This is a genomic window from Furfurilactobacillus curtus, from assembly GCF_045862785.1.
In the GTDB taxonomy this organism is placed as follows: domain Bacteria; phylum Bacillota; class Bacilli; order Lactobacillales; family Lactobacillaceae; genus Furfurilactobacillus; species Furfurilactobacillus curtus.
This window is the reverse complement of sequence record NZ_BQXO01000004.1, coordinates 28,744-54,431: the sequence shown is the minus strand read 5'-3', so window position 1 is coordinate 54,431 and position 25,688 is coordinate 28,744. Positions and strand designations below refer to the sequence as shown.

Genomic DNA, 25,688 nt, shown 5'->3' with positions numbered 1-25,688 from the left:
ATAGCATTAAAAAAACGCGATCCCAGTTGAGATCGCGTTTTAGATCTAGAAAAGTTATTTTAATTAGGAATCGGTCAGAGTTGGCTCAGATCGGGATGACTTAGGCGATGGCTTAGCTGCTACCAAGACATATGTGGCGTTGTCTGCTTCATCATAAAGGGCGACAGGACGCTGCTCATTAGCTTGAATTTTAAGATGATAGCCAAAGCTGTCTAGATAAACCAACTCTTGGGTATTGATTTGTTCAACAGTGGCCGGTTCATTATGGTTGTCAATGTGTAAACTTAGGTCTGGGTTAATTTGAATCCGATGGATGCGATGATCGTCGTGATCAGAATAGGTCCATGTGCCAGAATATAATAATGGTAATGATGATTGTTGGGTCGTATGTTTGCGACTTGACCGAGTAAAAACGCCTGTTAAGCCTGCAATAACTGATACTCCGAACAATGTCAGATTTCGTTTGACTGACACAGAACCGTCCTCTCTTTCCCCGCTTGGTATGCTCTCTTAATAAATATAAATATAGCACGTTTAAAAAAGTTTTCCTTATTGAAACCATTGACGTAATGGAATTAACACATTTCTGCAACCAATCTGACCTGATTACTGAAACTTGTTGATAAAATTGGTAAACTAGAGTCATTAACAGGGACGAACGCGTGCTAATTTGTAAATAAAACTAGTACGTTAATTATAAGGATTTGGTCGCTGGTAACCGCATGAAAAAATTCATTTTAAAATGGAGGATTTGCGCATGTTAACTTTAGGTGTCGTTGGGACCAATTGGATTACGCAACAATTTGTCGAAGCCGCTGCTGCTAGTGAGGAATATCAGTTAACGAGTACGTATTCTCGTCACGAAGATACTGGTCAGGCCTTTGCAGATAAAAATGGCGGTCAAGTATTCACTGATTTTGACCAGTTTTTACGAGATGGCAACGCGCAGGTGATTTATATTGCTTCGCCAAATAGCCTACATGCTAAGCAAGCCTTAGCGGCGATTAATGCGGATAAGCAAGTGATTGTGGAAAAGCCACTCGTGTCCAATCCACAAGAGTTTGCTCAGATTAAGGCTGCACTGGCGGCCCATCCAGATGTTCGTTTATTTGAAGCAGCGCGGCAGATTCATCAACCAAATTTCCGAGCCATTCGTAAACAGATTGCGGCCATGGAGACTTTAAATGGTGCCATGCTGACATACATGAAGTATTCGTCCCGCTACGATGATGTATTGGCTGGGAAAGATCCAAATGTTTTTACGACAACCTATAGTGGCGGGGCGCTGCAGGATTTAGGGGTTTACGTCGTTTATGATGCCGTGGCCTGGTTTGGCAAGCCCAACCGTGTACACTATTATGCAACTCCGATTCGTACGGGGGCAGATGGCAAAGGAGTTGCCGTCTTCGGTTATGATAATTTTGACGTCACCCTTAACTTTGGTAAAACCACGAATTCCTATTTGCCGTCGGAAGTTTACGGGTTAAAGGATACTATCGTGATGGATAATGCTGCCGAATTGAATTCGGTTATCTACCATGCCGCTGACGGATCAACAAAAAAGTTATCGGAAGAACCGGATGACAACCCGATGTTGGCCGAGGTTCGTGATTTTGCGGAAGTAATTAACAACCCTAAAGATCCAGATAATGCGCGCCATTATCAAACTTGGTTCCATTTGAGTGAAATTGTGAATGGTGTGCTCTACGATTTGCGGCGGAAAGCCAGTTTAGTCTTTCCAGCCGATAGTCAGGATTAATTGATAAATAGAAATGAGCGTGTTCATGGATAAACGGTTTGAAACCCATTTTCAAGAATTGGGTTACTCAGCACCAACAATGATTCAAACGGCGGTAGCAACTCCCCTAGCTTCCGGAGAGAACGTAGTCGGATTAGCCCCTACTGGTTCTGGTAAAACGGTCGCTTTTACCTTGCCATTATTAGCAAAATTATTACCGGGTGATGGTACCCAGTTATTAGTTCTGGCGCCCAGTCAAGAATTGGCGCAGCAGACAGCTACGGTAATGCGCGATTGGGCTAGTCTGATTGGTTTAAAAGTAACGGCATTGACCGGGGGTGCCAATGTCAAACGTCAAATTGAGAAGCTAAGGCAAAACCCTGAAATTGTCGTCGGAACGCCAGGGCGAGTGCTTAACCTTGTCTCAGAGCGTCGACTAAAACTTCATTTATTGGTCAGTATTGTCATCGATGAAGCAGATGAATTATTAGTCGGCGAAACGCGGACGGACGTTGAGGATATTATTCGTGAAGCACCCGGTGATGTGCAATTGAGTTTCTTTTCAGCCACTGCTTCGCCAGCACTAGACGAATTAACCCAGGAGTTTGGTGTGGATGTTACCACCATTGATGTTCGTGACCAAGATCGGACGCAAGGCGATGTCACTCATGGATTGATGGATTTACCGGCTAATTTACGGGCAATGATGTTACGGCGATTTTCACGGGTGGCTGGTTTTCAAGCTTTAGTCTTTTTTAATCAGTTGGGTACCTTGGAAAAAGCCGCAGCAACGCTACGTCATGAACACGTGGAGGCTGTTTCGTTAGCGGGCAAGCAGCGTCAGGTACAACGGGCAGATGCGATGCGCAACTTCCGCCAAGGCAAGGTGAAGTTCTTACTTACAACCGACGTGGCTGCGCGAGGACTCGACATTCCGAATCTACCTGCGGTTATTAACTTTGATTTACCAGATTCAGCAGTGACATATACCCATCGAGTTGGCCGAACTGGACGCATGGGTGCAAGTGGTTTAGTCATTAATTTTGGCAATGATCATGATTTACGGCGTTTAAAGCAAACTTTGAAGACGACTGATTATCAGTTAAGTCCGCTGTACTTCGCTGAAAACACTTTTGTGGATCACCGACCAACTAGCGAGCGTACGCGTTCACAGGATCGGCCAGTTGGGATAGAGCAACCAGCTAAGCCAGAAAAGCAACAAGGTGTTCAACCAACGTCCCATAAGGTCAAGCCAGTAAAAAGTCGGCAAGAAGGGCAGCCTATGCAATCCACTAAGGCGACAACACCCCATCATAAAAAAAATAAACATTCTAAAAATAAAGGTATGCGGCATAAACACCGTATGAACCAGGAGGATTAACCATGCCACTAGTGAAATTTGACGTCCAAAAGGGGCGCACCGCAGCGGAATTAAAGGCTTTATTGGATGCGGAACACAAAATTTTAGTTCGAGATTTTGGTGTCCCAGAACGTGATCGCTATCAAATTGTGACGCAACATGAACCTGAAGAAATGATCATTGAAGATACTGGTTTTGGCATTGAACGAACGGAACGATTCGTGATGATTCAAATTACGATGCGCGGTGGGCGGACTGAAGCGCAAAAGCAAGCATTTTACAAAGACTTAGTTGCTGAATTGCAAGCCACTGCTGGCACACAACCTAATGATGTGATGGTGGTTATTTCAGAAAATGGCAGTCCTGACTGGAGTTTTGGTAATGGTGAGGCACAATTTTTGAATTAGTGTATACTAAAAGCCGATCAAAGATTTGATCGGCTGTTTTGACCCTATAGTTTAACTGGATAAAACTGCCGCCTCCTAAGCGGCTGCTCCCAGTTCGAGTCTGGGTGGGGTCATATATCTGGATAGATGGATATTTTCATGACACTGGTTAAGGTCGCTGAAAAGCGGCCTTTTTTGGGCTCAAAATGTACGAAACATAGTGATCACTAACTGGTTATTTACCCAATAGCCTGATTTTGCCCGTTTAGATAAAAGTTTATTCGATTAATTCCAACCGTTTGTCGTAAAATTGAGTCAAGAGGTAGTGAATGTGAAGACAAAGGGTGGAACAAAGCGATGGATGACAAGATAGCGTTAGTTGATAATTTGATTGCGGTGATTGACCGTAATGGAAAGCCTAAGAAAGTGTTGAAGAACGATCACGCGCGGTCAATCGCTTATTTAGTGCGCCTTGGCGAGCCGGCTTTTTCATCGCGGCAAACGATGAGCGTTTTAATTAAGGCCATGCAAATGGGGATGATTGAGTTCGTCAGATCAGAACCACGCATTGAGTGGAATGAAACGGATTTCCCGGTCTTTATCGTGCCCGCCAAACGCGCCCGACAAGAATTACTTGATTTATTAAATTAAGCTGATGTCACTGCGTTTGCAGTGACAAGATGAGCTGTGGATAAAGGTGGACATTAAATATCATTTCTAAGCCTAAGCAATCCAAAAGTGGGCGGCCTTATCCCTGATTAATCTTGGAAGGCCCAATGATTGATCGGACCAAATTTGTGGCCAACTGCAATTTCATTAGCGATGCAGACGTTAACATATTTTTTGGCGAGAATGATCGCCGCTTTGATGGATTGCCCCTTGGCAATTTCAGCCGTGATGCAGGCAGATAGTGAATCACCGGTTCCGTTCACCCGATCAGTGTGGACATATGGCGCTGATAACCACATGATTTCGCCGCTTTCTAGGAGGACACAATCACGAACTTGAGTCTGGCTTTCATCATGATGTTGACCTTTGATCACAACGTTTTTGGCGCCCATGCGTTGTAGATGTTTAGCTGCGGTCACCATGTCTTCATCCGTGTGAATCGGTTGTTCCGTTAGTTTTTGTGCCTCATAAAAATTGGGAGTGACGACGGTTGCCAATGGAAGTAAATGCTGGCGCAACGTGGTAAAAGCGTCTGTTTCCAACAACATCGCGCCATGCTTGGTGACAATCACTGGATCAACTACTAATGGTCCAAAATCAACTTTTTGATAGTTTTCGACCACCGTGTCAATTAAGGCTGCATCGGCTAACATGCCTGTCTTCGCGGCCCGAATATGGAAATCAGCTGCCAAGGATTTGAACTCTTGTTCAATAAAAGGTTTTGGCATTGCCGTGGCGTCTTGAATACCAAAAGAATTGCCGGCTACACAAGCAGTCACAATCGACATACCATAGACGTGGCGAGTGAAAAAAGTATTTAAATCGGCTTGCATGCCGGCACTGCCATCTGAGTCAGAACCGGCAATGGTAACCGCTTGCGGAAATTCGTTTGTCATGATCATTGACCTCACACATTTTAGTAGTAGCGTAGCACAAAATAAGCGCAGATCGGTAATTTTTCGCGTTTATTAAGGTACAAGCAGCCAGTTGAGCAAATCAATTGACAAATACTTAGGCGCCTATATAATAGACATCATTAGGTACCTAATTAACCCTAAAATGGAGGAAATACATGACAACAAATAATGATGATTTATTTCGAACAATGATGGACGTGATGAAGCAGATGCAGCGTTACGGCTTCGCCAAGCGACGTGACGAGCATGGTCACCATCACGGATTTGGCCGCGGACGCCTGCTTAAATTGATTGCCGATCACGAGAATGTGACCCAAAGTGAATTGGCTGAGCTATTGGATATTCGGCCATCTTCACTATCAGAAATGCTGAGCAAACTAGCGAATCGTGGTTTGATTGAGCGGCAAGTTGATGACGATGACAAGCGAATTACGCATGTCATTCTGACGGAAGCTGGCGCCGCAATCATCAAGGAACGTGAAGCTGCGGCTGATGCCTATCTGACTGATTTGTTTGAAGGACTCGATGACGACGAAATCACGCAGTTACAAACCTTGTTAGCCAAGCTTGATGATTCGATAAAGGACAAATTAAGCAACTTCGATGAGGCCCCAGATTTTCCACCATTTGGTGGGCCACATCGGCATGGCGGACATGCTAACTTTGACGGCCCTCGTCGACACCACATGGGTGAGCGGCCACGTTTTTTTGGTAGTTGGCAGTAAGTTGAACTGATTAAGATTTAAATGAACGTCAGTAAATAAAGTACGACCTGATTGTCATGCACTAGGCCCTGTCAAGGTGACAGAGCCTAGTGCAAAGCGGCTCAGGTCGTGCTTTTTTGATTTCAATAATTAAAGCCGCCTTGCTCCTACATAATTGAGCGATTTCTCATTGGCTCGGTTTCTAAGGTGCGCTAGAATTAATGTAACGAGCGTTTGAAAGGGGATGCGAGCATGCCATTGACGGCAGCCTTTTTTTCCGGTCGACCCACCGACCAAATTGTAAAAGCTCTTCTAGGAACGGAATTGATCTTCCGTAGTCAGGATGGTAATGTGGGCGGCTTAATCGTGGAGGCAGAAGCTTACCTGGGTGATGAGGATACGGCTGCTCACGCATTTGGTCATCGACAGACTCAGGCAAACCGCGCACTGTTCGGCGCGCCCGGGACGCTATATTTTTACAGGATGCGTGGGTTAATCTTGATGAATTTGATTTGTCAGCCGGCAGGCGTACCACAAGGAATTTTGATTCGGGCGCTGCAACCAACGTTGGGCGTCGATCTAATGATGCAAAATCGCACCAAAATTGGCGTCGAATTAACTAATGGGCCAGCCAAACTCACTGCTGCACTGGGAATCACTGATTTGAGGTGGAATGAATTAGCGTTACCAGCAACACCATTTTTATTGCAACCTCGAAAAAAGCCCGTCGCCATCGCGCAGTCTCCACGGATCGGAGTTAGCCAGGGAAGTTGGCACGACCGTGAGTTACGCTTCTTTGTCGCTGGAAATCCATATCTTTCAAAAAGCCGCAAACGTGACCAGGATTGGACGACAATGGGCTGGCAAGTCTAATAGATACATCTGTAAGACATGAATTTTAACGTACAGCCAGCGTTAACCTGGTTTGGGTAGGTGGGTTAGGTAAAATTATTGCGAGAAAACGCCTTTTCAGCAATAATGGAGTTGTTAAGAAATGGGGGACGCTTAGGTGAAACGGTTTATTCAAATCTTTATCAAGCGCTTTACCGCTGCGCAAGTCAGTAACTCTGCTGTTATTTTGGCTTGGTATTCGCTACTTTCAATTTTCCCCGCGGTTATCGTCATTGGTAATTTATTGCCGATCTTAGGTATCAATGCCAAAACAGTGCTTACCTATTTACAAACGGCCGTACCAGCGGACATTTATCAAACCCTAGCACCAGCAATTTTGTCTTTTTTGCAGCGTGGTAGTGGGGGGCTGGTTTCAATCGGGGCCGTCGTGGCATTGTGGTCGACGAGTCAAGTTGTGGCCGCATTTCAACGAACGATTAATCAAGCCTATGGTGTTGCGGAAAATCAAAGTGCGATCAGCAATCGCTTTTTTTCTTTTCTATGGATGCTATTAATGATCGTGATTATGGCAATTATTATTTTATTCTTCACGTTGAGCCAATTAATTGTGCGTCAGTTGACACCCATTCTTCATCTGGGTCAAGATGTCTTTGATGTGGTGAGTTCGCTAAAGTGGCCTGTAACAGCAGGCTTGTTATTTCTTTTATTGCTCTTGATGTATTATTTTCTCCCGAATGCGCGACTAAAATGGCGGTATGTCTGGTTTGGTGCGGCAATTGCAACTGTTTTTTGGCTTTTGCTTTCGCAATTATTTTCACTGTATGTGGATTACTTTGCTCGTTCAGTGACGACATACAAAACTGTAGGATCTGTCATCGTCATCATGATTTGGCTTGATTTCTCTGGTATCGTTATTTTAACGGGTTCGGTCATTAACGCCACGTTGCAAGAATTCTTCGGTGGTGAAATTATCGAGAGTCGACAGTCACTACATTGGTTTACCCGTGGTTGGCGCTGGTTGACGCACCAAGTGAAACGTCTAATTAGACATGAAAGTTAAAAACCGTCGCATAAAAATGCGACGGTTTTTAAGTGCTTATTTAGGTCGCTCGTTTAATTCGACCAGGCTAATTAACGCTTTTAAAAATATACCAACGGGAGAAAAAGTAATTGGCAATATTGGTCAGTCCTTGATCAATCAATTTAACTACCACGTCGTTGCCTTTAAATAGGGAAATTCCGATAAATAAAATGATGATATCTAAGACCAACGTGAGGGCGCGGAAAAAATAAAAGGAGAAGGTTTCGCGAAACAGTTGGTTGATAGTTGTGGCATGTGTCGAAAAGACCCATAATTTGTTGGTAAAGAAAGCGAAAGTAGTGGCCAGAAACCAGCCGATTGCATTGGCAATTTGATAATTCATGGGCGTCCACACATCGAGAACGGTAAACACCGATAAATTGATTAAAAATGCACATGTGCCCCAGACGACATATTCAATTGTGGATTGATGTTGCCTCAGCCAATCAACCATCGACTTGCTCCTTTCATTTATCAATGCCCATTAATATAGCATGTTTATTCTGGGAATTTAATAAATTTTTTTGATGAGTCTGGCGTTTCCAACATTTTTGTCAGTCAGATGCTGTATTATGGCAGAGGTATTCTAAAAGATTGGATGTAGAAAAATGAAGTTATGGCAGTGGGGCGTCAGCCTGTTCAAACGATATCAATCGGTAATTGCCTATTTAGTTTTTGGCGGTTTTACGACTGTAGTCAATATTGCGACTTTTGTTGTTTTAGCGACGTACTGGCATTGGAATTATCAAGTTGCTAATATTATTGCTTGGTTTTTATCTGTTTTGTTCGCGTATATTACCAATAAATTGTGGGTTTTCGCATCACATACCCATGGCTTTCGGGAGATCGTCCGCGAAGTCGGTTCTTTCTTCTTTTTTCGTGGCTTGACTTTAATTCTCGATGTTTTGATTATGTATGTCGGGATTAGTTTAATTCACGGTAATGAAATCGTCGTGAAATTAATCGACCAAGTGCTAGTTATCGTGACCAACTACTTCTTTAGTAAGTGGTACATTTTTAAGGCTAGTAACTAGGTGTTTAGTGGTTTCAAAAGAGAGCGGGACATAAGTCGGTAAATGACGAGCACTAAGGCGAACTGCCAATGATGATGGTTTATTCATCGTTGGCAGTTCGCCTTTAGGCGGAGTCAATTGACTTATGTCCCGTATTTTGGTTATTTAGCTTTGAAAATGAAATTTAGATTTTAGTTTTGCCCCAGATCCTTTTAGTTGCTATTTAAAATAGGCTTGGCTAATGCAAATAACGGCAAAAATGAATAAGGTAACGCTCACAATTAAACCGCTCACATGGGCACGGGGATTTTCATGAGCGAAATATATGACGCCGCCAACGGCCACGATCAGTAACAACAAACCAATGATTAAAAAAATAAGTCCCATGGGTTGCCTCCACCATTAATCATGCTGCGGTAAGGCCGCAACAAGTGACTGAGCAAATTGATCAAGTTGACTGATATCGTCTTCGTCGGGCGATAAGTTAATTTTTAGTTTAGCTACGCCGCGGGTGGCACCGGTGCTAGCGAGACGTTCATCAAAACGATCAACAGCAGTGCCATAGTCATCACCGTAAAAGACATCACCAGAGCCAGTGACCCCAAAAATTTTTCCAGTTAAATCAATATCGGCTAGATCATCGAAGAAGTCTAGACCTTCCTCTGGCAGTGCACCCTCATCATAGGTGTAGGGAACAATGACAATGATGTCATTGTCAGTTAGATCTGTTACATCAGTTTGCGAAATTTCTGATTCGGTTACCGTAACATCTAGGTCTTCCAAAGCTTCAGTAACAATATCAGCGACATCCTGATTATTCCCAGTGATGGTTGCATAAACGACATTAGCAGTTGTCATTTCAATTCCTCCAAAAATTAATTGTGGTTGAAGCGACTACGGACGACACGACGAACTTCGTCAATGATTTGTGCACGCACGAGTAAAATACAGATGACATACACAGCCCCCCCAACCGCGACATCGATAATAATGTGTAAGATTGACATCGACCAATAATTAGTTAACTTTCGGACGATGAAAAACATAATTGCTCCGCTGAACAAATATTTCCACTGTCCTTGAAACATGCGGCGTAATTCTAGTGAATCCTGAACGGTCCAAACTTGGTAAATGGTGACAGCGGCCTCGGCAATAACAGTTGCAATCGCCGCACCCACGGCACCGAAGTTAAGGATTAAGGGAATGTTAGCGAGAACATTGACCACAGCACCGATGGTTACTGAAGTTGTGTACTCACGCATTCTTTGAACTGGCATCAGATACTGACGGCCAATGACGGTACTCCAAGCAATTAAGACGATAATCGGCGCTTCAGCAAAGATGACCTGCCCAGAGATGAGATATTGTGAGCCAAAAAATTTTGGCGCAAACCGTTCACCCATTGCTGCTAGGCCAAACATTAAGGGAAATGAAATGGAAGCGACAAAATTCATGTTTCGATAAAGGCTCTCATGAACGGCCTTTAAATCACCGCGGGCGAACCGACTGGCGATCCGTGGCAACATGACAGCACCAGTGGCAGTGACGATGGCCAATACCGTTTTAACCAGGTTATCACCAAACGTAAAGAACGACAGCGCTGAAAATGAGTCAAAGTGTTTTAACATTGATTTGTTGATAACGGAGTAAACCTGAATGGCGATGTTTGGTACGAACAGGACTAATGAGGGTTTAAAATGACGGAAAACATTTAGTTTTGACCATTGAACAGGGACGATTGTTTCCCGTAAATAAGGCCATAGTGTCAAAGCGCCAAGTAATTGAGCAGCACCTTGGATAACGGCATATTTCCAGAGGTCGTCGGGCGACTTCACGAAGATAAAAATTAGCGAAACTGATGCTAATTTAACGATTGTGTTGCGAATGACAGTTTTGCCAAAGTCTTCAAGAGCCATGAAATACCAAGAAATGTCAATTCCAGCAGCAACTAACCAAAAAAGCTGAATGAGCTGAATATTGAAGTTGTGGCGGTCAACGGCAACAAAGATGAAGAAGCAGATAGCAGCACAAGAAGTTGTGAGAATTTGTAACAATTCAATTTCCCAAAAAATTTTGGAACGATCGAGTGGACTATCGCGATGATAAGCAATTTCTCGATTGGCATAGACGGAAATACCGAGATCACCAATCAAGATAAAGTATTGCATGGTGTTATATGTATTGGTATAAATCCCGTTTCCAACCGGCTGTAGAACCCTTGAAATGTAAGGCTGGGTAATTAAAGGGATGAGCAAAATCAAAAGTTGGTAGGAGGCATTATAAAAAAAGTTCTTCAGAGCTTTCAACTTTTGTCCATCCTTTCTAAATAGGACAGTAGTTCACAAAAGTTAAGTGTTAAAATGTGCTTAATAAGTCACAAGCTACATTATCTAACGACTCTTTTTTTGATAAACTATTGCCGATGATTGATTACTAGTGAGAATAACGTTGTTCATCATGCCAGATGTCAGGGTTAAACACAACCGTTCAGCTGCCAACGAAATATGCGATGCTGTCCGGTTCTTGTTCACTAATATCTTTCATGATATGCTAACATTTGTGTCAATTAAACTAAGTTTAGTAAATCTTGGAAAAAATATGGAAATAGATCGGGTTCACATGCAAAAAAAATCAATGGGGTATTTGTTCTTTAAACGACTTTTTGATGTCATTTTGTCGCTCATTGCCCTAATTATTCTCAGTCCAGTCTTTCTGGTGGTTTACTTAACCTATCAATTTGGGGTTAATAAAGGTCCGGTTATTTTTCGCCAAAAGCGGGTTGGCTTGGCTGGCAGAGACTTTTATATTTTAAAATTTAGGTCAATGGTCGTAAATGCTGATGAAAAGCTAAAGAGCGATCCAAAATTATATGCGAAATACGTTGCTAATAACTATAAACTTGAACCTAAGCAAGATCCACGGATTACCGCATTTGGTCGATTGCTACGGAAAACGTCAATCGATGAATTGCCGCAGTTTGTGAATATTTTACGCGGGGATATGAGTTTGATCGGACCGCGTCCCGTTGTTAGAGAAGAACTTAAAGAGTACGGCGACCAAGTTGATAAATTGCTATCAGTAAAACCTGGTGCAATGGGGCTCTGGCAGGCAAGTGGGCGTAGCAACATTGGGTATCCTGAGCGTTGTGAAATTGAACTTCGTTACGTGGATGAGGCCTCATTATGGTTTGATTTCACGATTTTAATTAAAAACATCTTTCGGATTTTTACATCCGAAGGTGCGTATTAAACGGTATTTTGGAGGAGAGTCATGTTAAACGGTTCCGTTTCGCTTAAGCAGCTCTGGCGGATTTTTGTCGTCAATATTTTGGTAATTGCAATCGGCGCTTTGGTGTTCGGTGCAGGTGGTTATTTTTATGCTCGACATAAAACTTCAACGACCTATACGGCCAATTGTAGCTTAATTTTAACGCCCACAGCTTTGGCTGGAGGCCGTACTTTTGATCAGGTACAAGCCAATATTGCGTTAGCGAATACATATGCCAATGTCGTCACAGATCCAGTGATTACAGATCGAGTAAACGCTCAGTTAAAGCATCGTTCTGACTACACCTATGATCAAGAATCTTTACCAGATCAGATTAAAGTTACGACGCGGCCAGGAGCCGCTTGGTTGCGTATCTCTGGCTCAGCTAAGAGCAAGAAGTTAGCGATTGCGATCACCGATACAACAGCAAAAGTTACCCGCAAAAATTTGGCACACGATAGTGGCTTAGGGACTAGAGTACGTTTGTTGGCGACTGCAAAACGCAATGGCGTGTCCTCTGAAACTACGCCAAGTGTTAAAAAAGTGACGATTTTTGCGGCTGCAGTTGGCATCATTATTACCGGTCTAATGGTTTTCACCTGGGATATTTTCAGAGGTGGTCATCGTGACGCATAGCTACAAAATGGGGAAGGGGCATTGGGTATGTCAAGTTTACTAATTCCAATTAGTTTGTTTGTTCGGACATTCACCTATGCGGTCCCAGTGACAACAGCCGGCCTTCCATTTGTACTTTATTTATTATTCGTTGGGGTCGGATTATATCGAAATGACTTATCAGCGACACTAGTAGACCCGTTAATCACCAAAAAGGGCCTTTTTTTTGTTTTACTAGCCCTAGCCTCTCAATGTGTGGCCATGTTTCTTAGCTTCAGACGTTTTGGCACGTCAACACAAAATGCAGGCTTGATTCACGGAATTTTAGATATTTTTTTAGTGGCAGTTAGCATCGTGTTGGCTTGGTTCGTCGTTAAAGTACTGATTTTGACTGATCAAGACATTTTGCGATTTATGCGTGGCCTAATCGTGGGGCTTTTTGTTTACAGTTTGTTGGTTCTGTTGCCCCAAATCATTGCGACAGTCGGACCTTATATGCATGACTGGGTTAATTTTGTAGCCGGTCTATTTGAAAAACATTGGTACCAACGGGATTGGTACGATTTAGGTAGTTATGCCGTCACCATGCATCGGGTAAATGGATTTGAAGCAGAGGCTGGTTATTTGGCCGCTCTAATCGGTTGCGTTTTTCTTCCGCCAATCATTGCCGCCTTAGTCAATCACTATGATTTTTTTACGAATAGTCAACATCACCATCGTTGGATTTACATCGGTTTTATGATCTGGTTATTTATCGTCCTAGCTTTGGCGCGAACTTCGACCGGTTTTCTGGTTATCGGTCTGGCACTGATCGCGCTATTTTGGAAATCAGACACTGGGCACAAAGTGTTTTATTATCTACTAGCTATCGTTGTGAGTGTCTTAATCATATTAGCGTTCGAGAATGTAGATGCATTTCAAACACTGCTTAACCAGTATATTTTTCAAAAGGGTGGTACCGATAATCGCTTAGGCGGCACGATTGGTTTATTGATCACGTTTTTGCATCACCCAGTTATTGGCGTCGGCAATAATTGGACTGGAAACTACCTAATGGAATTTGTGCCGCGGGCGACACGAAATAATCCAGAATATTTGTTTGTTTATATGAAACAACAGTATCCAGTGTTGAGTAACTGGGGGGCCTGGCTGGCCCAATATGGGCTAATCATTGTCGGTCCGATTTTGTATTATATTTGGAAACGGGTTCGTTTAGGTATAAAACTTAAGCCTCAGCTACGAGCTTCAACCATGCCGAATAAGGCAATGTATCTCACGCTCATTGATGCGTTTGAAATCTTTCTGTGGATGTATTTGCTTTTATCAGTTTTAGTTTTTTCTTGGAACGATTACTATATGACGATTTCTTTCTTCTTCTACGTGGCCGTTATTACCATGGCAAATACCGCCGTCCAAAAGGAGCAATCTGTGTAAATGGATACAAAAGTGTTAGTTGCAACACATAAGAATTATGAAATGCCGGCTGATCGATCATTGTATTTACCAATATTTGTTGGCAAAGCCTTACACCCAGATGTCAATCAGAGCTTTCAAGGGGATAATACAGGGGATAACATTTCCCTCAAAAATTCGACGTATAATGAATTGACGGCTTTATATTGGGCGTGGAAGAACCTTGACGCTGACGCTGTGGGGCTGGATCATTATCGGCGATATCTAAGTGTGCATCATCAAAAGACACTAACCACGATCTTAACTCGCGCTCAAATTGACAGCTTATTTCAAACAGCTGATTTAATCTTACCGAAAAAACGTCGTTATTATATCGAAACGAATTATAGTCATTACGTTCATGCACATCCCCAGCAACCCTTGGATGAGGCGCGTAAGATTATTGGGGAACAGACACCCTCGTATTTGACAGCTTTTGATGATGTTATGGCGAAACGTTCAGCACACATGTTTAATATGTTCATCATGAAACGACCATTGTTTAACCAATACTGTGAGTGGTTATTTGCCATTCTGTTTGAGCTTGAAAAACGGACTGATATTAGCCAATATGATGCCTATAACAGCCGTGTTTACGGCTTTGTCAGTGAACGTCTATTGGATGTCTGGATTGAGGCCAATCAGTTAAACTATCATGAAGTCAACTTCGTCTTCATGGAACATCAAAATTGGTTTATCAAAGGAGGCAAGTTTCTGCAACGCAAATTCTTTCCGAAGATAAAATGAGGTGAAACCTATCAAGTACGTTAGCGTTATTGTTACCTACAATCGAAAGCCTTTACTCATTGAAGCCATCCATAGCATGTTAGCCCAAACAACGCCGGCTCAAAAAATCGTGGTCGTTGACAACTGTTCGACTGATGGGACGGATCAAGCAATGACGAGTGAGTTTGGTGACAACGAAAAAGTTGATTATTTACGCTTGCCAGAAAACGTTGGCGGTTCGGCTGGCTTCTATCAGGGACTGGCACGGGCGAAAACGTATGCGGCGGATTGGATCTGTTTGGCTGACGATGATGCCATTTTTGCGCCAGATTATTTTACGAAATTGTCACAGGCTGCTAAGCGATATCCTAATTATCGAGTACTGACGGGAACCGTCCGACTTGCCAGTGGACCGATCGATCATCCACATCGTGAGCGGTTGATGAACACGGCCACATTGTCCGTTAAACCAGTAGCGGATGCAGAGTACGAGCATAATTTTGAATGTGACATTTTTTCCTTTTGCGGGGTTGTATTACGCCGCAATTTAATTGATCAAATTGGCATGCCGGAGAAGGACTATTTTATCCGGTTTGACGATTTTGAATATGCTTTGCGCGCCCAGAAACTGACTAAGTTTTATAATGTTTCAGATGCATTAATCACGCATAAGACGACCGATGAAGGCCACAAAATTTCCCCGTGGAAAGAGTATTATGTGACCCGTAACCGTGTTGCAATGACCAAAAAACACTCGACCAATATGGCGATCGCTCACTTATATTTAGTTTACGTTATGATTCGAAAGTTGACCGCTATGTTAGTCGTTCCCGCCCGTCGTAAAGTGGCACGTTATTTGACTAAGGCTTATATTAACGGATATGTTGACGGTTATCGTAATCGATTAGGCCGCAATGAGGCATTTTTACCGGGCAAAAATTATTGAATGATAGGACGAACTTCTGATGAGTAAAGGAAAACAGCGCTATGTGGCGGTGGTCGTGACTTACAATCGACGTGAGCTATTAACTGAAGCACTCGAGTCCCTTCTTCAACAAACGGTCTCGCCACAAAAGATCCTCGTGATTAATAATGCGGCAACCGATGGGACCGAGGCATTATTCGAAGGCTCCGGTCGTTTTGCCAATGAACCGGCGGTGGAACAAATTAAAATGTCGTCGAATTTAGGCGGTGCGGGTGGTTTTGCCCGTGGCGTTGCATTGGCACAGAAAATTGACACTGATTGGGTTTCGCTGTCCGATGACGATGCCATTTTTGCGTCTAATTACTTTGAACGCTTACTACAAGCGGCTGATGAAACGCCAAGTGTTGCTGGTTTTGCTGGTCAGGTAATCTTGCCAGATGGGCGTATTCAAGTCGATCAGCGACAAATCATTCGGAACTGGGACCGCTTGAAAACATATTCGGTACCTGAAAAAGATTATCACCAAGCGATGGTGTCGATCGACACGTTCACTTTTTGTGGAGCTTTCGTTAAGCGGGCGTTAATCCAGGAAATTGGCGTGCCCAACGCTGACTTCTTTATTTGGGGTGATGACATTGAATATTCGCTGCGCATCCGTGCTCATAGCAAAATACAACTCGTGACCGCGGCTAAATTAATTCATAAGACGAAAGTACCTTCGATTGATTTCGCCAACCAGTATCAACCAGATTGGCGAGAGTATTATGGGTTGAGAAACCATGTCGCCACTGTGCTTAGCCATGCGCATTCGCCATTGTTCGGTCGAACGCTGTTATTTGGGTGGATGGCGGCTAAGTACGGATTAACTTTGACACCACGATTTAAAGGATATCGCCGCCATATTCAGCGTGTTTACTGGCAGGCGTTTGGTGACGGACTGCGTGGAAAGCTAGGCAAAAATGAACATTATTTACCGAAGGGAGCTTCATTGTGACTGAGATCAATATGCGCTACGCCGCCGTAGTGGTGACCTTTAATCGTAAACGTTTACTAGTTGAAGCACTCAATAGCTTACTCAAGCAAACCATCCCGCCGGTTAAGATTGTCGTCATTGATAATCATTCGACTGATGGCACGCCCGATGAGTTACATCGCGCCGGACTCGATCAAAATCCCTTAGTTGAAATTCATCGGTTACCAGAAAATATTGGTGGTTCTGGTGGCTTTAATGAGGGAGTTCGATTAGCGGCTCAATTGCCTGACGTTGGCTGGTTGGCATTGTCTGATGATGATGCCATTTATGAACCGGCTTACTTTGAAAAGCTGGCATTAGCTCAGCGTAGACATCCTGATATTCAAGCCTTTTCTGGTAATGTCATGTTGACAGATGGTCGAATTCAAAGTGATCAACGCGGGGTTGTTTCTAATGAGTATTGGGTGAAAAAGTCATTGCTGCCGGCCAGTGCGTTTGAAGGCGTGGCAGAAACGACTATTGATTGGTTTAGTTTTTGTGGATGTGTGTTTGCGACCGCTTTAGTTGCTAAAGTAGGTTTGCCAGAAAAAGATTATTTTATTTGGTGGGATGACTTTGAATATTCATTACGCTTGCGCCAGCACACAAAATTGTTAAACATTAATGACGCGCAGGTGATCCATAAGACGGCCATTCCGTCAATGGATACGATCGCCAAATATCAGCGAGATTGGCGTACTTACTATAATGTGCGTAATAAAGTGTTAACGATGAAGCGACATGGTAAGAGTTCTCTTGTGACTGGGTTATATTTAACGTATTGGTATCCTAGGTTAATGACGACGATTATACAAAGTAAATTTGCAGGTAATCGACACTTTGTCTTTAACCAGTATAACGCCGGTTTTTGGGATGGCGTGCGCGGCCGAGGGGGCAAGTCACTCGTTCATTTACCTGGCAGTGAGTCGCACTAAGTAACTGTAAATTAGTGGAGGATAATAATGACTGAATATGATTATTTGATTGTGGGATCGGGGCTTTTTGGTGCGACGTTTGCTTATGAGGCTGCTAAGCGAGGTAAGCGCGTTAAAGTGATTGAAAAGCGAGATCACATCGCCGGCAACATCTATACAAAAGAACAAGATGGGATCCAAGTGCACCAGTATGGCGCGCATATTTTCCATACGTCAGACAAAGATATCTGGGACTATGTACAACAATTTGCGGAATTTAACCGTTATACGAATTCACCAGTGGCCAATTATAAGGGCGAACTGTACAACTTGCCATTTAACATGAACACGTTCAACAAGTTATGGGGCGTGGTCACCCCAGCTGAAGCGAAAGCTAAGATTGACGAACAAAAAGCGGCCGCGAATCTGAGTGCTGGTGAACCGAAGAACCTTGAAGAACAAGCGATTTCGTTGATTGGAACGGATATTTACACAAAGCTCATCAAGGGCTATACAGAAAAGCAATGGGGGCAAAAGGCCACGGACCTACCCGCCTTTATTATCCGCCGCCTCCCTGTCCGTTATACATTTGATAATAACTACTTCAATGATACCTACCAAGGCATTCCGATCGGTGGATATACTCAAATTGTTGAGAAGATGTTAGCCAACGAGTTGATTGATGTGGAAACTGGCGTTGATTTCTTTGATCACAAGGATGAATATCTGTTGGATTATCCGCGGGTGGTCTTTACTGGGATGATTGATCAATTCTTTGATTATCAACTTGGTGAGTTACAATATCGTTCCTTGCATTTTGAAACCGAAGAAATGGATGTTGATAATTACCAAGGTAACGCAGTGATCAATTATACGGATGCCGAAACACCATATACACGGGTCATTGAACATAAGCACTTTGAATTTGGTAAGGGTGATAAGAATAAGACGATCGTCACACGTGAATATCCAGCAACTTGGCACCGTGGTGATGAGCCTTATTATCCAGTTAATAACAAGACGAACAACGACCTATACACGCAATACCGGGACTTGGCTAAGAACCAGCCGAAAGTGCTGTTCGGTGGTCGTTTAGGAATGTATCGTTATTACGACATGCATCAGGTGATCCATGCCGCATTGACGGCGGTCAACCAAGAATTTAATAAGTAATCCAAACGAAAAACACATCCCAGAACTTGGCGATGTGTTTTTCGTTTAATTGGATTTATTTTGCAGATTGATCAATTTGTGAAACAAAATCAACTTTAGGTTTAAAGAAGAAGCCGGCAAATTGCCCGCGTAACAGGGTACGGACGCGAAGCCATTTATGATCTGGGCTATGTCGTAGAACATGTATTAGATCAAGCATGGCCTGTAAAAATTGTTTGAACGCGCCTTTGTGGCCTTTATACTTTCGCCAAGTGGAATACAGATTGCGGTAAGAATAAAAATAGCGGGGAATTCGGCCTAAACTATCAGTGACAATATCGGCGCCCACATTGTTGCCGGTCTCATGAATCACCTTGCTGTCGGCAACTAAATAGGAAGCCCCCATTGCTTGCAATCGAGTGCTGTACTCAATGTCATCTGACCAAATGAAGTATTCTTTATAGGGCAAACCTAACTTTGTCACTGATGTTCGTTTGAATAGGAAAGAGACGAAGGTGGCATATTGAAGCTGGATTAAATGATCATCTAAATTGCTGGTCCAAAAACGTTGGGTCAATGGGACGTTCATCTGATTAGGCGTCCCATCTGTCCATCGTGGGTCACTGACGAGAAAGCCAAACTTGTCGGCTAATGTATCCGTGGCCGTTAACAAGTTTTCTAAACAGGTGATTTGGGGCATCGTATCATCATCCATCAGCCAAAAATAATCATCGGTTGTTTCCTGATAAGCAGTCTTAATGCCCCAGGCAAAACCACCGGCGCCGCCAATGTTTTGATGAGGATTTGTGGTGATGATTCGTGAATCAGTCAAACTATTTAAATAGCCTTCCGTGTCGTCTGTGCTGTTGTTGTTAACGACAATGACATGGCTGACAGGTGTTGATTGATCGAGGATGTGTGTTAAACAACGTTTTAAATATTCGAGTCGATTATAAGTTACGACAATACAACTGACGGTTTTCAAGAAACGCCTCCGCTATGTAATCAAGTTAAATTAATGCTGCTGAAAATCATGCTCATTAATTTTACCATACATATTTCAGAAAATGCGCTGCACCTGCGTGTCTACGACTTAAATTCTGGTATACTAACACTGGTTTACTTTTCACCAGGTTAAGAAAGTTGGGAGATTTATGACACGTGAAGCTGCAGGTCCCAGAGAAGGGGACTATGTGGCCATCAAAAGTTATAAACACGACGGGAGCTTGCACCGAACGTGGCGCGACACGATGGTGCTGAAACAAACTGAAAATGAATTAATCGGGCTTAACGACCACACCCTTGTTACTGAAGATGACGGACGTCGTTGGGTTACGCGAGAGCCGGCGATTGTTTATTTTCATAAACATTTTTGGTTTAATATCGTTGCGATGATTCGTGATAATGGCGTTTCATATTATTGTAATCTGGCGTCGCCCTATGTATTAGATCACGAAGCGGTTAAATACATCGACTACGATTTGGACGTAAAGGTGTTTCCAAATGGTGAAAAGCGGTTACTAGATGTTGATGAATATCAAAGCCACGGAACGACGTGGCATTATTCAAACGAGCTTGATCATATTTTGAAAGCTAATGTACGAGTGCTTGTGGACTGGATTAATCAGGGCAAGGGTCCGTTTTCACCTGCGTATATTGAGCTTTGGTATCGGCGTTATCAAGAGCTTTCCCGTCGTGAACGTTGATGGCTAACTGAGGCAATCAGTTTCGAAATGAGACTGGTTGCCTTTCGTTTAAAACGAATTGTTGGGGGTAAGAAAATGTTGAATCGATTGAAGAATTCCAACTTGCTGTTCTGGTCGATTGAGGTTTTAGTTGTCGTCACCTTAATTTGGGTCTGCACAAAGATTAATTTTATTTTTCGACCGATCGGGACCTTTATTTCCGCTGTGTTCGTGCCTATTATCGTGGCCGGTTTTATGTTCTATATGCTTAACCCATTAGTGAAGTTGTTAATGCGCGTTCACTATAAGAAATTTCGTCTGACTCGGACATGGGCATCGTTAATCGTCATCTTGTTATTAGTTGGGTTGATTGTGATTGGTGTCCTTTCTCTAATACCGCCACTAACAGGGCAGGTTAGCCAATTGATCGCTAGTGTGCCCCATGTGGCGACCCAATCACAAAAAGAATTGACGAAATATGTCGAGCATTCGCACATTTTAGATAATCCTGATGTAGCTAAATATTTAAAATCTGTCGAAGCTTCGCTGTCTTCTTGGGCGCAAGGCTTCATTGGCAATATTACGAGTGGCGTTGGTAATTTAATTGGAACAATTACGGACATTACGATCACGGCCATTACCGTACCCGTGATTTTATTTTACATGTTGCGAGACGGTGGGAAATTAGTTCCCTCAATCGCTCGTTTCTTGCCGGATAAGCGGCAAGATCGGATTGTCGAATTGTTATATAAAATGGGTGATACGATTTCTCAGTACATCAGCGGACAGGTTATTGAATGTCTGTTTGTTGGTGTGTTTACCTCGATTGGTTATATGTTGATCGGCATGCCCTTTGGCTTGTTACTAGGGATTATTGCTGGATTATGCAACATCATCCCATATGTTGGCCCATACATAGGCATTACGCCAGCCTTGATTGTTGGTTTAATCATGGCGCCAAACAAACTTCTGTGGATTGTCGTGGTCGTGGTCGTCGTGCAACAGATTGACGGCAACATTATCTACCCAAATATCATTGGGCGTTCACTTAAAATTCATCCACTGACCATTATCATTTTGTTACTAGCAGCTGGACATATTGCTGGGATTCCAGGAATGATTCTTTGTATTCCGTTTTATGCGGTGGTGCGGACGGTGGTACAGTATGTGTGGAATATTTGGCAGTTAGGGGATCAAGGAGAGAAGTAATAAATATATTTTTAAATGGCCTATAAAGTGTATGAACCGACATGTTAACAAAAAGGCAAGCAAAACAACAACTAACTGGTAGAACGGAGTGATTGATTTTGAAGCGAATTGAATGGATTGACCTGACCAGGGGAATTGCAATGATCATGATTATTATTGGCCATTCGATGTATGTATACTCAGCATCTGGACTGGTGAGATTGTTTTTCGCAGTTCATGTCCCCATTTTCTTTGTATTATCTGGTTACTTATTTAAGCGACGTTCTTGGAGTCGATTGCTTAAAGGGCTGATGGGTAACATATTGTTGCCATATTTTGGCACAGTGTTAATTATTATGTTTTTGTCTTGGTTAGCGCCCGGACTTCCAGGCTGGGTAGGAATTAAGGGATTGGGTAGTTTGTCTAAAGCAGCACTTGCTGGAATAGCTGGTGTTGGCACATCGCTTCCCGTATCTAAAGCAGCGCTTGTTGGGATATCTGGTGTTGCTACACCGGTTCCCTTTATTTTTAACCACAACTTGAGTGTCCCTGCAATTGGCGTTATTTGGTTTTTGTTAGCCATGTTTCTGGGTAACCTTATATTTAATGGGCTGCTCAATATTAGACGTTATTTTAAATGTTCCGATATGGTTCTCTTTTTACTAAGTATTGTGTTAACTGGGATGGGCTTTGGATTAACGAAATTTGGGGTATTGCCTTGGTCCTTAAATGCTGCACTAGTTAGCCAATCTTTTTACTGGTTTGGCTTTTGGCTGAGGCAAACCAACTTAATGGATACATGGTGTAAGCATAGTTGGATATTAGTCGTTGCAGTTATTTTGTGGGGATTATCTGCTTGGATTGGGCCATTTTATTTGAACATCGGCTTTGCGGCTAATCCATTTTTTGCGGTCATTGGGGCGATGGGAGGCAGTTTTACAATTATCATTTTTGCTAAATGGCTAAGCAATTTTGACCGCAAACGTTTATCCTGGTTAACGTTGTTTGGTAAAGAGTCTTTGATTGTGATGTGCATCCATATGATTGATTTAGATAATTTAAAATTAGGAGATTTCATATTTGCGCATAGCAACGCACTATTTGGGCCCTTACTGGCAGTTATCCTAGTGATTCTGTATCGAATTTTACTTACAACTGTTGCAGTTTATTTGATCCCACATTTACCATGGATCAGATCTGTCTATATGCACCGTCAGTTTCCATTTAAGCGAAAAAAGGTGTTTTCATGAAGACGTTTTTTGACATAAGGGAAAATATAATACAAGGCACAAAGTTTTAGTCGCAACTTAGTGCTTTGTATAGCTAAAGAGCTTTAATTTATAGGCACAAGCTGAGAAACACAATGTTTGAATTGAATTTTTTGATTTTATAAATGGAAAAAGGGTCGAATTCAGGTACCTCTTGAGAGGTACCTGAATTCGACCCTTTGACATTTCTTGATCCATTTAAAACAATGTAAAAGCGATATGCAATTAGAGCATTGATATTATAAAAATGCTAATTGATCCCAAACGTTTAAATGATATATTGCAATCACATTTCTAAGCGAAGCCGTATAATTTGGATCCGTTGCGTAACCATCTTGTCTAATCAAATTGGTCACTGCGTCAGAATTTTTAACCCACAATAAATTATGGTATCGAGAATTTTCAGTTAAAAACGCAGAATGATCAAGAACACTAGCAGAAGCATTTGGATAAGCACGAAAGGCAGCGTTAACGTATTGATAAGCCCCGTTAAAATATTCATACGTTGGTAGATAAACGGATTGCCCGTTGTAGTCCCCTTTGATGCCAAATAGATTATGGTATATGGCGGCTAATGATGACGCACCCCACCCACTTTCTAAAATGGCTTGAGCAGCTGTTAGAGAAGGCAAGATGCCATACTGTTTCCACCCTTGAATAGCCCCTTGCATAATACTGTTAAGAAATTGATTTTGGTGGCTATTTTGATTGCCGTTAATATCAGTATTCACAATTACACCGTTGTCATCAAAAGAGATATTGCCAAATCCTAAATTCGTTGTCGTGTTTTTAACTAAGGCGCCATTGGTGCCAAAGTAGTAAGTATTGCCCCAGTTTTGGTAAAAGCGGTTTGTGTAACGAACGCCATCACCATCGAAATAATACATGTTGCCATCATCGTATAGGAACTGATTAGTGTAGCGCACGCCACCTTCACCAAAGTAATACATGTTGCCCCAGTTGGAGTAAAACTGGTTGGTGTAACGGGCACCATCATCGCCGAAGTAATACATGTTGCCCCAGTTGGAGTAAAACTGGTCGGTATAGCGAACACCACCATCACCGAAATAATACATTTTTCCCCAATTATAATAGAACTGGTCGGTATAGCGAACACCGCCGTCGCCGAAGTAATACATATTGCCCCAGTTGGAATAAAATTGATCTGTGTAACGAGCACCATTCTTGCCAAAGTAGTACATGTTACCCCAATTGGAATAGAACTGATCCTGGTACTCAGCACCGTCGTTGCCAAAGTAGTACATTTGCCCGTTATGATCATAGAAGTAATCATTCTTCATTTGTTGGGTAGCCGGATCAAAGTAATAAGTCTTACCATTAACAACTTGTGTGCCACTTTGCCGAACGCCGTTGATGTAATAATACGTGTTACCATTCTCAGTCTGTAAACCGTTTTTGACTGCACTACGCGCGGCCATAAATGAATATGTTTGGGCCGAGGCGACTTGAGAAGGGACAGAAGTCGCTACCAGAGAACTAGCGTTATTATTACTCTGTGGCGCACTAGTAGTCTCAATAGTGGTCTCGCTTGTCGCTGATGAGGATAGTTTAACTGCAGAATTAGTTGCTTGTGGGTTAGCGGCCCCCGACATCATATTTATAGTAGAAGCTGAAGATACCGTGCTTTGTGCTTGAGAAGACCCATCTGGTAGGCTTAATGACTGTGTTGGTGCACTTTGCTGACTATTCGATATAGCAGTCTCCACAGAATCTCTGTTATTTGACGTTGAGGTAGTAGTATCTACGTCTGCCAAATTTGTCGAATAGATTTGTGTTTTGGGTACGACATCTGCCAAAGCAGATGTATGGGAGCTTATTAATCCAAAGCCTACTCCGGTTGCTGCTAATGCAGATAAACACCAAAAACGTCCTTTTTTATACATTTTGAAATGTACTTTTCCTTGCATAAGTTTAAATCCTTTCACACCAAATTCACCCGATTACCATATGCTACCATGGAACGAAATTGTTTAGTGGAAATTACCGAAATTGTTAAGAATTGGTAACGCAAATTTGACGAACGTATTTTCGAAATTAAAAAAGAGACTGAACGAGTGCTATATACTAAAAACATAGTATTGCATTTTTTTAACAAATTTTCTAATCGAGTATAGGCGTAGTAGTTTTATGCTAGTATTAACTTGATTTCAAGTACATAGTTTAAAAAATTAGAGGGCTAATTCTATGAGAGATAAAAAAGTGCATTTCAAATTGTTTAAACGAGGGAAAAATTGGTGTGTTGCTGGCATTACGGTACTCGCATTAGGTGGAATGATGATGCTAGGACAAAATAAAGCGTATGCCGACACGGGTGAACAGATACGAACAGAGCTGGCAGCAGTACCTGCGACAAGTAATTCTGATGAAGCAATGACTAGTACTGCTACCATTTCTAACGCCCAGGACCAAGCGACGAGTCATTCAGCCGATTTAGCTAAAGCCAGCCAAGCGTCTGTGCCCGTTAATGAATCTGCCTCTGCAAATGATGAACCGTCTGTTGCAGAAAGTGTTGGGGATACAAACAGAATAGCAGCTTCAGCTACTTCCAGCTCTGCGTCAGCAACATCTTTGCCTGCTGCCAGTTCGAATGTTGGTAGCGATGTCCAGAAGGCGAACTCCGCGGCAACTTCAGCTTCAAGTAATATTGCTGAGGGTACTGATGGGGTCGCCTCGGCCCAAACATATTCATTTATGGCCGCGCGTAGTGCAGTCAAAAACGGTTTACAGACTGAGAATGGTAACA

General features: G+C 42.7%; 28 protein-coding genes and 1 tRNA gene. 21 read left to right on the top strand and 8 right to left on the bottom strand.

The features are described 5' to 3' along the window. Positions 1-63: 63 nt before the first annotated feature. On the bottom strand, positions 64-474 hold the full coding sequence (locus tag ACKTR2_RS07530; protein ID WP_407884116.1) for a DUF4828 domain-containing protein: 411 nt from the start codon (positions 472-474) through the stop codon (positions 64-66). Between the two features lie 283 nt (positions 475-757). Between ACKTR2_RS07530 and ACKTR2_RS07525 the strand changes: the two genes are divergently transcribed. The 5 genes from ACKTR2_RS07525 to ACKTR2_RS07505 all read left to right on the top strand — a co-directional run bounded on the left by ACKTR2_RS07525 (position 758) and on the right by ACKTR2_RS07505 (position 4,135). Further along, positions 758-1,759, top strand: a complete 1,002-nt coding sequence (locus ACKTR2_RS07525; protein ID WP_407884114.1) for a Gfo/Idh/MocA family protein — start codon at positions 758-760, stop codon at positions 1,757-1,759. A gap of 25 nt (positions 1,760-1,784) precedes the next feature. Continuing rightward, complete coding sequence (locus ACKTR2_RS07520; protein WP_407884113.1) at positions 1,785-3,119, top strand: DEAD/DEAH box helicase; 1,335 nt, start codon at positions 1,785-1,787, stop codon at positions 3,117-3,119. 2 nt (positions 3,120-3,121) lie between these two features. After that, entirely contained in the window at positions 3,122-3,505 is a 384-nt protein-coding gene (locus ACKTR2_RS07515; RefSeq protein WP_407884111.1) for a tautomerase family protein, read from the top strand. A 40-nt stretch (positions 3,506-3,545) separates the two neighbouring features. Beyond that, positions 3,546-3,618 (top strand) — tRNA-Arg (locus ACKTR2_RS07510). 223 nt (positions 3,619-3,841) lie between these two features. Further along, complete coding sequence (locus tag ACKTR2_RS07505) at positions 3,842-4,135, top strand: hypothetical protein (protein WP_407884109.1); 294 nt, start codon at positions 3,842-3,844, stop codon at positions 4,133-4,135. 107 nt (positions 4,136-4,242) lie between these two features. Here ACKTR2_RS07505 and thiD read toward each other — a convergent pair whose 3' ends face one another. Beyond that, the gene (thiD, locus tag ACKTR2_RS07500; RefSeq protein WP_407884107.1) at positions 4,243-5,049 is read right to left on the bottom strand and encodes a bifunctional hydroxymethylpyrimidine kinase/phosphomethylpyrimidine kinase; all 807 of its coding nucleotides are present in this window, start codon (positions 5,047-5,049) and stop codon (positions 4,243-4,245) included. A gap of 176 nt (positions 5,050-5,225) precedes the next feature. On the opposite strand from thiD, the gene ACKTR2_RS07495 reads away from it, so the two are divergent. The 3 genes from ACKTR2_RS07495 (at position 5,226) to ACKTR2_RS07485 (ending at position 7,686) form a co-directional block, all read left to right on the top strand. Beyond that, the gene (locus ACKTR2_RS07495) at positions 5,226-5,795 is read left to right on the top strand and encodes a MarR family winged helix-turn-helix transcriptional regulator (RefSeq protein WP_407884106.1); all 570 of its coding nucleotides are present in this window, start codon (positions 5,226-5,228) and stop codon (positions 5,793-5,795) included. Positions 5,796-6,026: 231 nt separating this feature from the next. Next, positions 6,027-6,647, top strand: coding sequence for a DNA-3-methyladenine glycosylase (locus ACKTR2_RS07490; protein ID WP_407884104.1), 621 nt, complete (start codon positions 6,027-6,029; stop codon positions 6,645-6,647). Positions 6,648-6,783: 136 nt separating this feature from the next. Further along, on the top strand, positions 6,784-7,686 hold the full coding sequence (locus tag ACKTR2_RS07485) for a YihY/virulence factor BrkB family protein (protein WP_407884102.1): 903 nt from the start codon (positions 6,784-6,786) through the stop codon (positions 7,684-7,686). Between the two features lie 67 nt (positions 7,687-7,753). Here the strand turns inward: ACKTR2_RS07485 and ACKTR2_RS07480 are convergent, their stop codons facing one another. Next, positions 7,754-8,161 carry a GtrA family protein gene (locus tag ACKTR2_RS07480; RefSeq protein ID WP_407884100.1) on the bottom strand — a complete coding sequence of 136 codons (408 nt, stop codon included), beginning with the start codon at positions 8,159-8,161 and terminating at the stop codon, positions 7,754-7,756. A gap of 154 nt (positions 8,162-8,315) precedes the next feature. Between ACKTR2_RS07480 and ACKTR2_RS07475 the strand changes: the two genes are divergently transcribed. Further along, positions 8,316-8,741: a GtrA family protein gene (locus tag ACKTR2_RS07475; RefSeq protein WP_407884098.1), complete on the top strand. Its 426-nt coding sequence runs from the start codon at positions 8,316-8,318 to the stop codon at positions 8,739-8,741. A 198-nt stretch (positions 8,742-8,939) separates the two neighbouring features. On the opposite strand, the gene ACKTR2_RS07470 is transcribed toward ACKTR2_RS07475, so the two are convergent. From ACKTR2_RS07470 to ACKTR2_RS07460, 3 genes are read right to left on the bottom strand one after another with little or no spacing between them, the layout of a single operon-like run. Further along, positions 8,940-9,107 carry a hypothetical protein gene (locus tag ACKTR2_RS07470; RefSeq protein ID WP_407884096.1) on the bottom strand — a complete coding sequence of 56 codons (168 nt, stop codon included), beginning with the start codon at positions 9,105-9,107 and terminating at the stop codon, positions 8,940-8,942. Positions 9,108-9,122: 15 nt separating this feature from the next. Continuing rightward, on the bottom strand, positions 9,123-9,578 hold the full coding sequence (locus ACKTR2_RS07465) for a flavodoxin (RefSeq protein WP_407884094.1): 456 nt from the start codon (positions 9,576-9,578) through the stop codon (positions 9,123-9,125). Positions 9,579-9,595: 17 nt separating this feature from the next. Next, the gene (locus ACKTR2_RS07460; RefSeq protein WP_407884092.1) at positions 9,596-11,026 is read right to left on the bottom strand and encodes an oligosaccharide flippase family protein; all 1,431 of its coding nucleotides are present in this window, start codon (positions 11,024-11,026) and stop codon (positions 9,596-9,598) included. Positions 11,027-11,339: 313 nt separating this feature from the next. Between ACKTR2_RS07460 and ACKTR2_RS07455 the strand changes: the two genes are divergently transcribed. Genes ACKTR2_RS07455 through glf form a run of 8 tightly spaced genes read left to right on the top strand, consistent with a single transcriptional unit; the run spans position 11,340 to position 18,804 of the window. Continuing rightward, positions 11,340-11,969, top strand: a complete 630-nt coding sequence (locus ACKTR2_RS07455; RefSeq protein ID WP_407884090.1) for a sugar transferase — start codon at positions 11,340-11,342, stop codon at positions 11,967-11,969. A 21-nt stretch (positions 11,970-11,990) separates the two neighbouring features. Then, positions 11,991-12,623 (top strand): Wzz/FepE/Etk N-terminal domain-containing protein, encoded by a 633-nt coding sequence (locus ACKTR2_RS07450; protein WP_407884088.1) that lies wholly within the window; start codon positions 11,991-11,993, stop codon positions 12,621-12,623. 27 nt (positions 12,624-12,650) lie between these two features. Continuing rightward, a complete protein-coding gene (locus ACKTR2_RS07445; RefSeq protein ID WP_407884086.1) occupies positions 12,651-14,036 on the top strand; it encodes a hypothetical protein in 1,386 nt (461 codons plus the stop codon). Beyond that, complete coding sequence (locus ACKTR2_RS07440; protein ID WP_407884084.1) at positions 14,037-14,801, top strand: DUF4422 domain-containing protein; 765 nt, start codon at positions 14,037-14,039, stop codon at positions 14,799-14,801. A 1-nt stretch (position 14,802) separates the two neighbouring features. Next, positions 14,803-15,726, top strand: coding sequence for a glycosyltransferase family 2 protein (locus ACKTR2_RS07435; RefSeq protein ID WP_407884082.1), 924 nt, complete (start codon positions 14,803-14,805; stop codon positions 15,724-15,726). Positions 15,727-15,745: 19 nt separating this feature from the next. Continuing rightward, a complete protein-coding gene (locus ACKTR2_RS07430) occupies positions 15,746-16,699 on the top strand; it encodes a glycosyltransferase family 2 protein (RefSeq protein ID WP_407884081.1) in 954 nt (317 codons plus the stop codon). Further along, a complete protein-coding gene (locus ACKTR2_RS07425; protein ID WP_407884079.1) occupies positions 16,696-17,652 on the top strand; it encodes a glycosyltransferase family 2 protein in 957 nt (318 codons plus the stop codon). The genes ACKTR2_RS07430 and ACKTR2_RS07425 overlap by 4 nt, the downstream gene beginning before the upstream one ends. A 27-nt stretch (positions 17,653-17,679) precedes the next feature. After that, entirely contained in the window at positions 17,680-18,804 is a 1,125-nt protein-coding gene (glf, locus tag ACKTR2_RS07420) for a UDP-galactopyranose mutase (RefSeq protein ID WP_407884077.1), read from the top strand. 55 nt (positions 18,805-18,859) lie between these two features. Here the strand turns inward: glf and ACKTR2_RS07415 are convergent, their stop codons facing one another. Continuing rightward, on the bottom strand, positions 18,860-19,768 hold the full coding sequence (locus ACKTR2_RS07415) for a glycosyltransferase family 2 protein (protein WP_407884075.1): 909 nt from the start codon (positions 19,766-19,768) through the stop codon (positions 18,860-18,862). Between the two features lie 169 nt (positions 19,769-19,937). Here ACKTR2_RS07415 and ACKTR2_RS07410 point away from each other — a divergent pair, with 169 nt between their 5' ends. The 3 genes from ACKTR2_RS07410 (at position 19,938) to ACKTR2_RS07400 (ending at position 22,906) form a co-directional block, all read left to right on the top strand. Then, positions 19,938-20,489 carry a DUF402 domain-containing protein gene (locus ACKTR2_RS07410; protein WP_407884073.1) on the top strand — a complete coding sequence of 184 codons (552 nt, stop codon included), beginning with the start codon at positions 19,938-19,940 and terminating at the stop codon, positions 20,487-20,489. 75 nt (positions 20,490-20,564) lie between these two features. After that, positions 20,565-21,677, top strand: a complete 1,113-nt coding sequence (locus ACKTR2_RS07405; RefSeq protein WP_407884072.1) for an AI-2E family transporter — start codon at positions 20,565-20,567, stop codon at positions 21,675-21,677. A gap of 98 nt (positions 21,678-21,775) precedes the next feature. After that, a complete protein-coding gene (locus ACKTR2_RS07400; protein WP_407884070.1) occupies positions 21,776-22,906 on the top strand; it encodes an acyltransferase family protein in 1,131 nt (376 codons plus the stop codon). A 257-nt stretch (positions 22,907-23,163) separates the two neighbouring features. Here ACKTR2_RS07400 and ACKTR2_RS07395 read toward each other — a convergent pair whose 3' ends face one another. After that, positions 23,164-24,852, bottom strand: a complete 1,689-nt coding sequence (locus tag ACKTR2_RS07395; protein WP_407884068.1) for a glucosaminidase domain-containing protein — start codon at positions 24,850-24,852, stop codon at positions 23,164-23,166. A 277-nt stretch (positions 24,853-25,129) separates the two neighbouring features. Here ACKTR2_RS07395 and ACKTR2_RS07390 point away from each other — a divergent pair. After that, the coding region (locus tag ACKTR2_RS07390) for a KxYKxGKxW signal peptide domain-containing protein (protein WP_407884066.1) at positions 25,130-25,688 on the top strand (559 nt) is incomplete at its 3' end.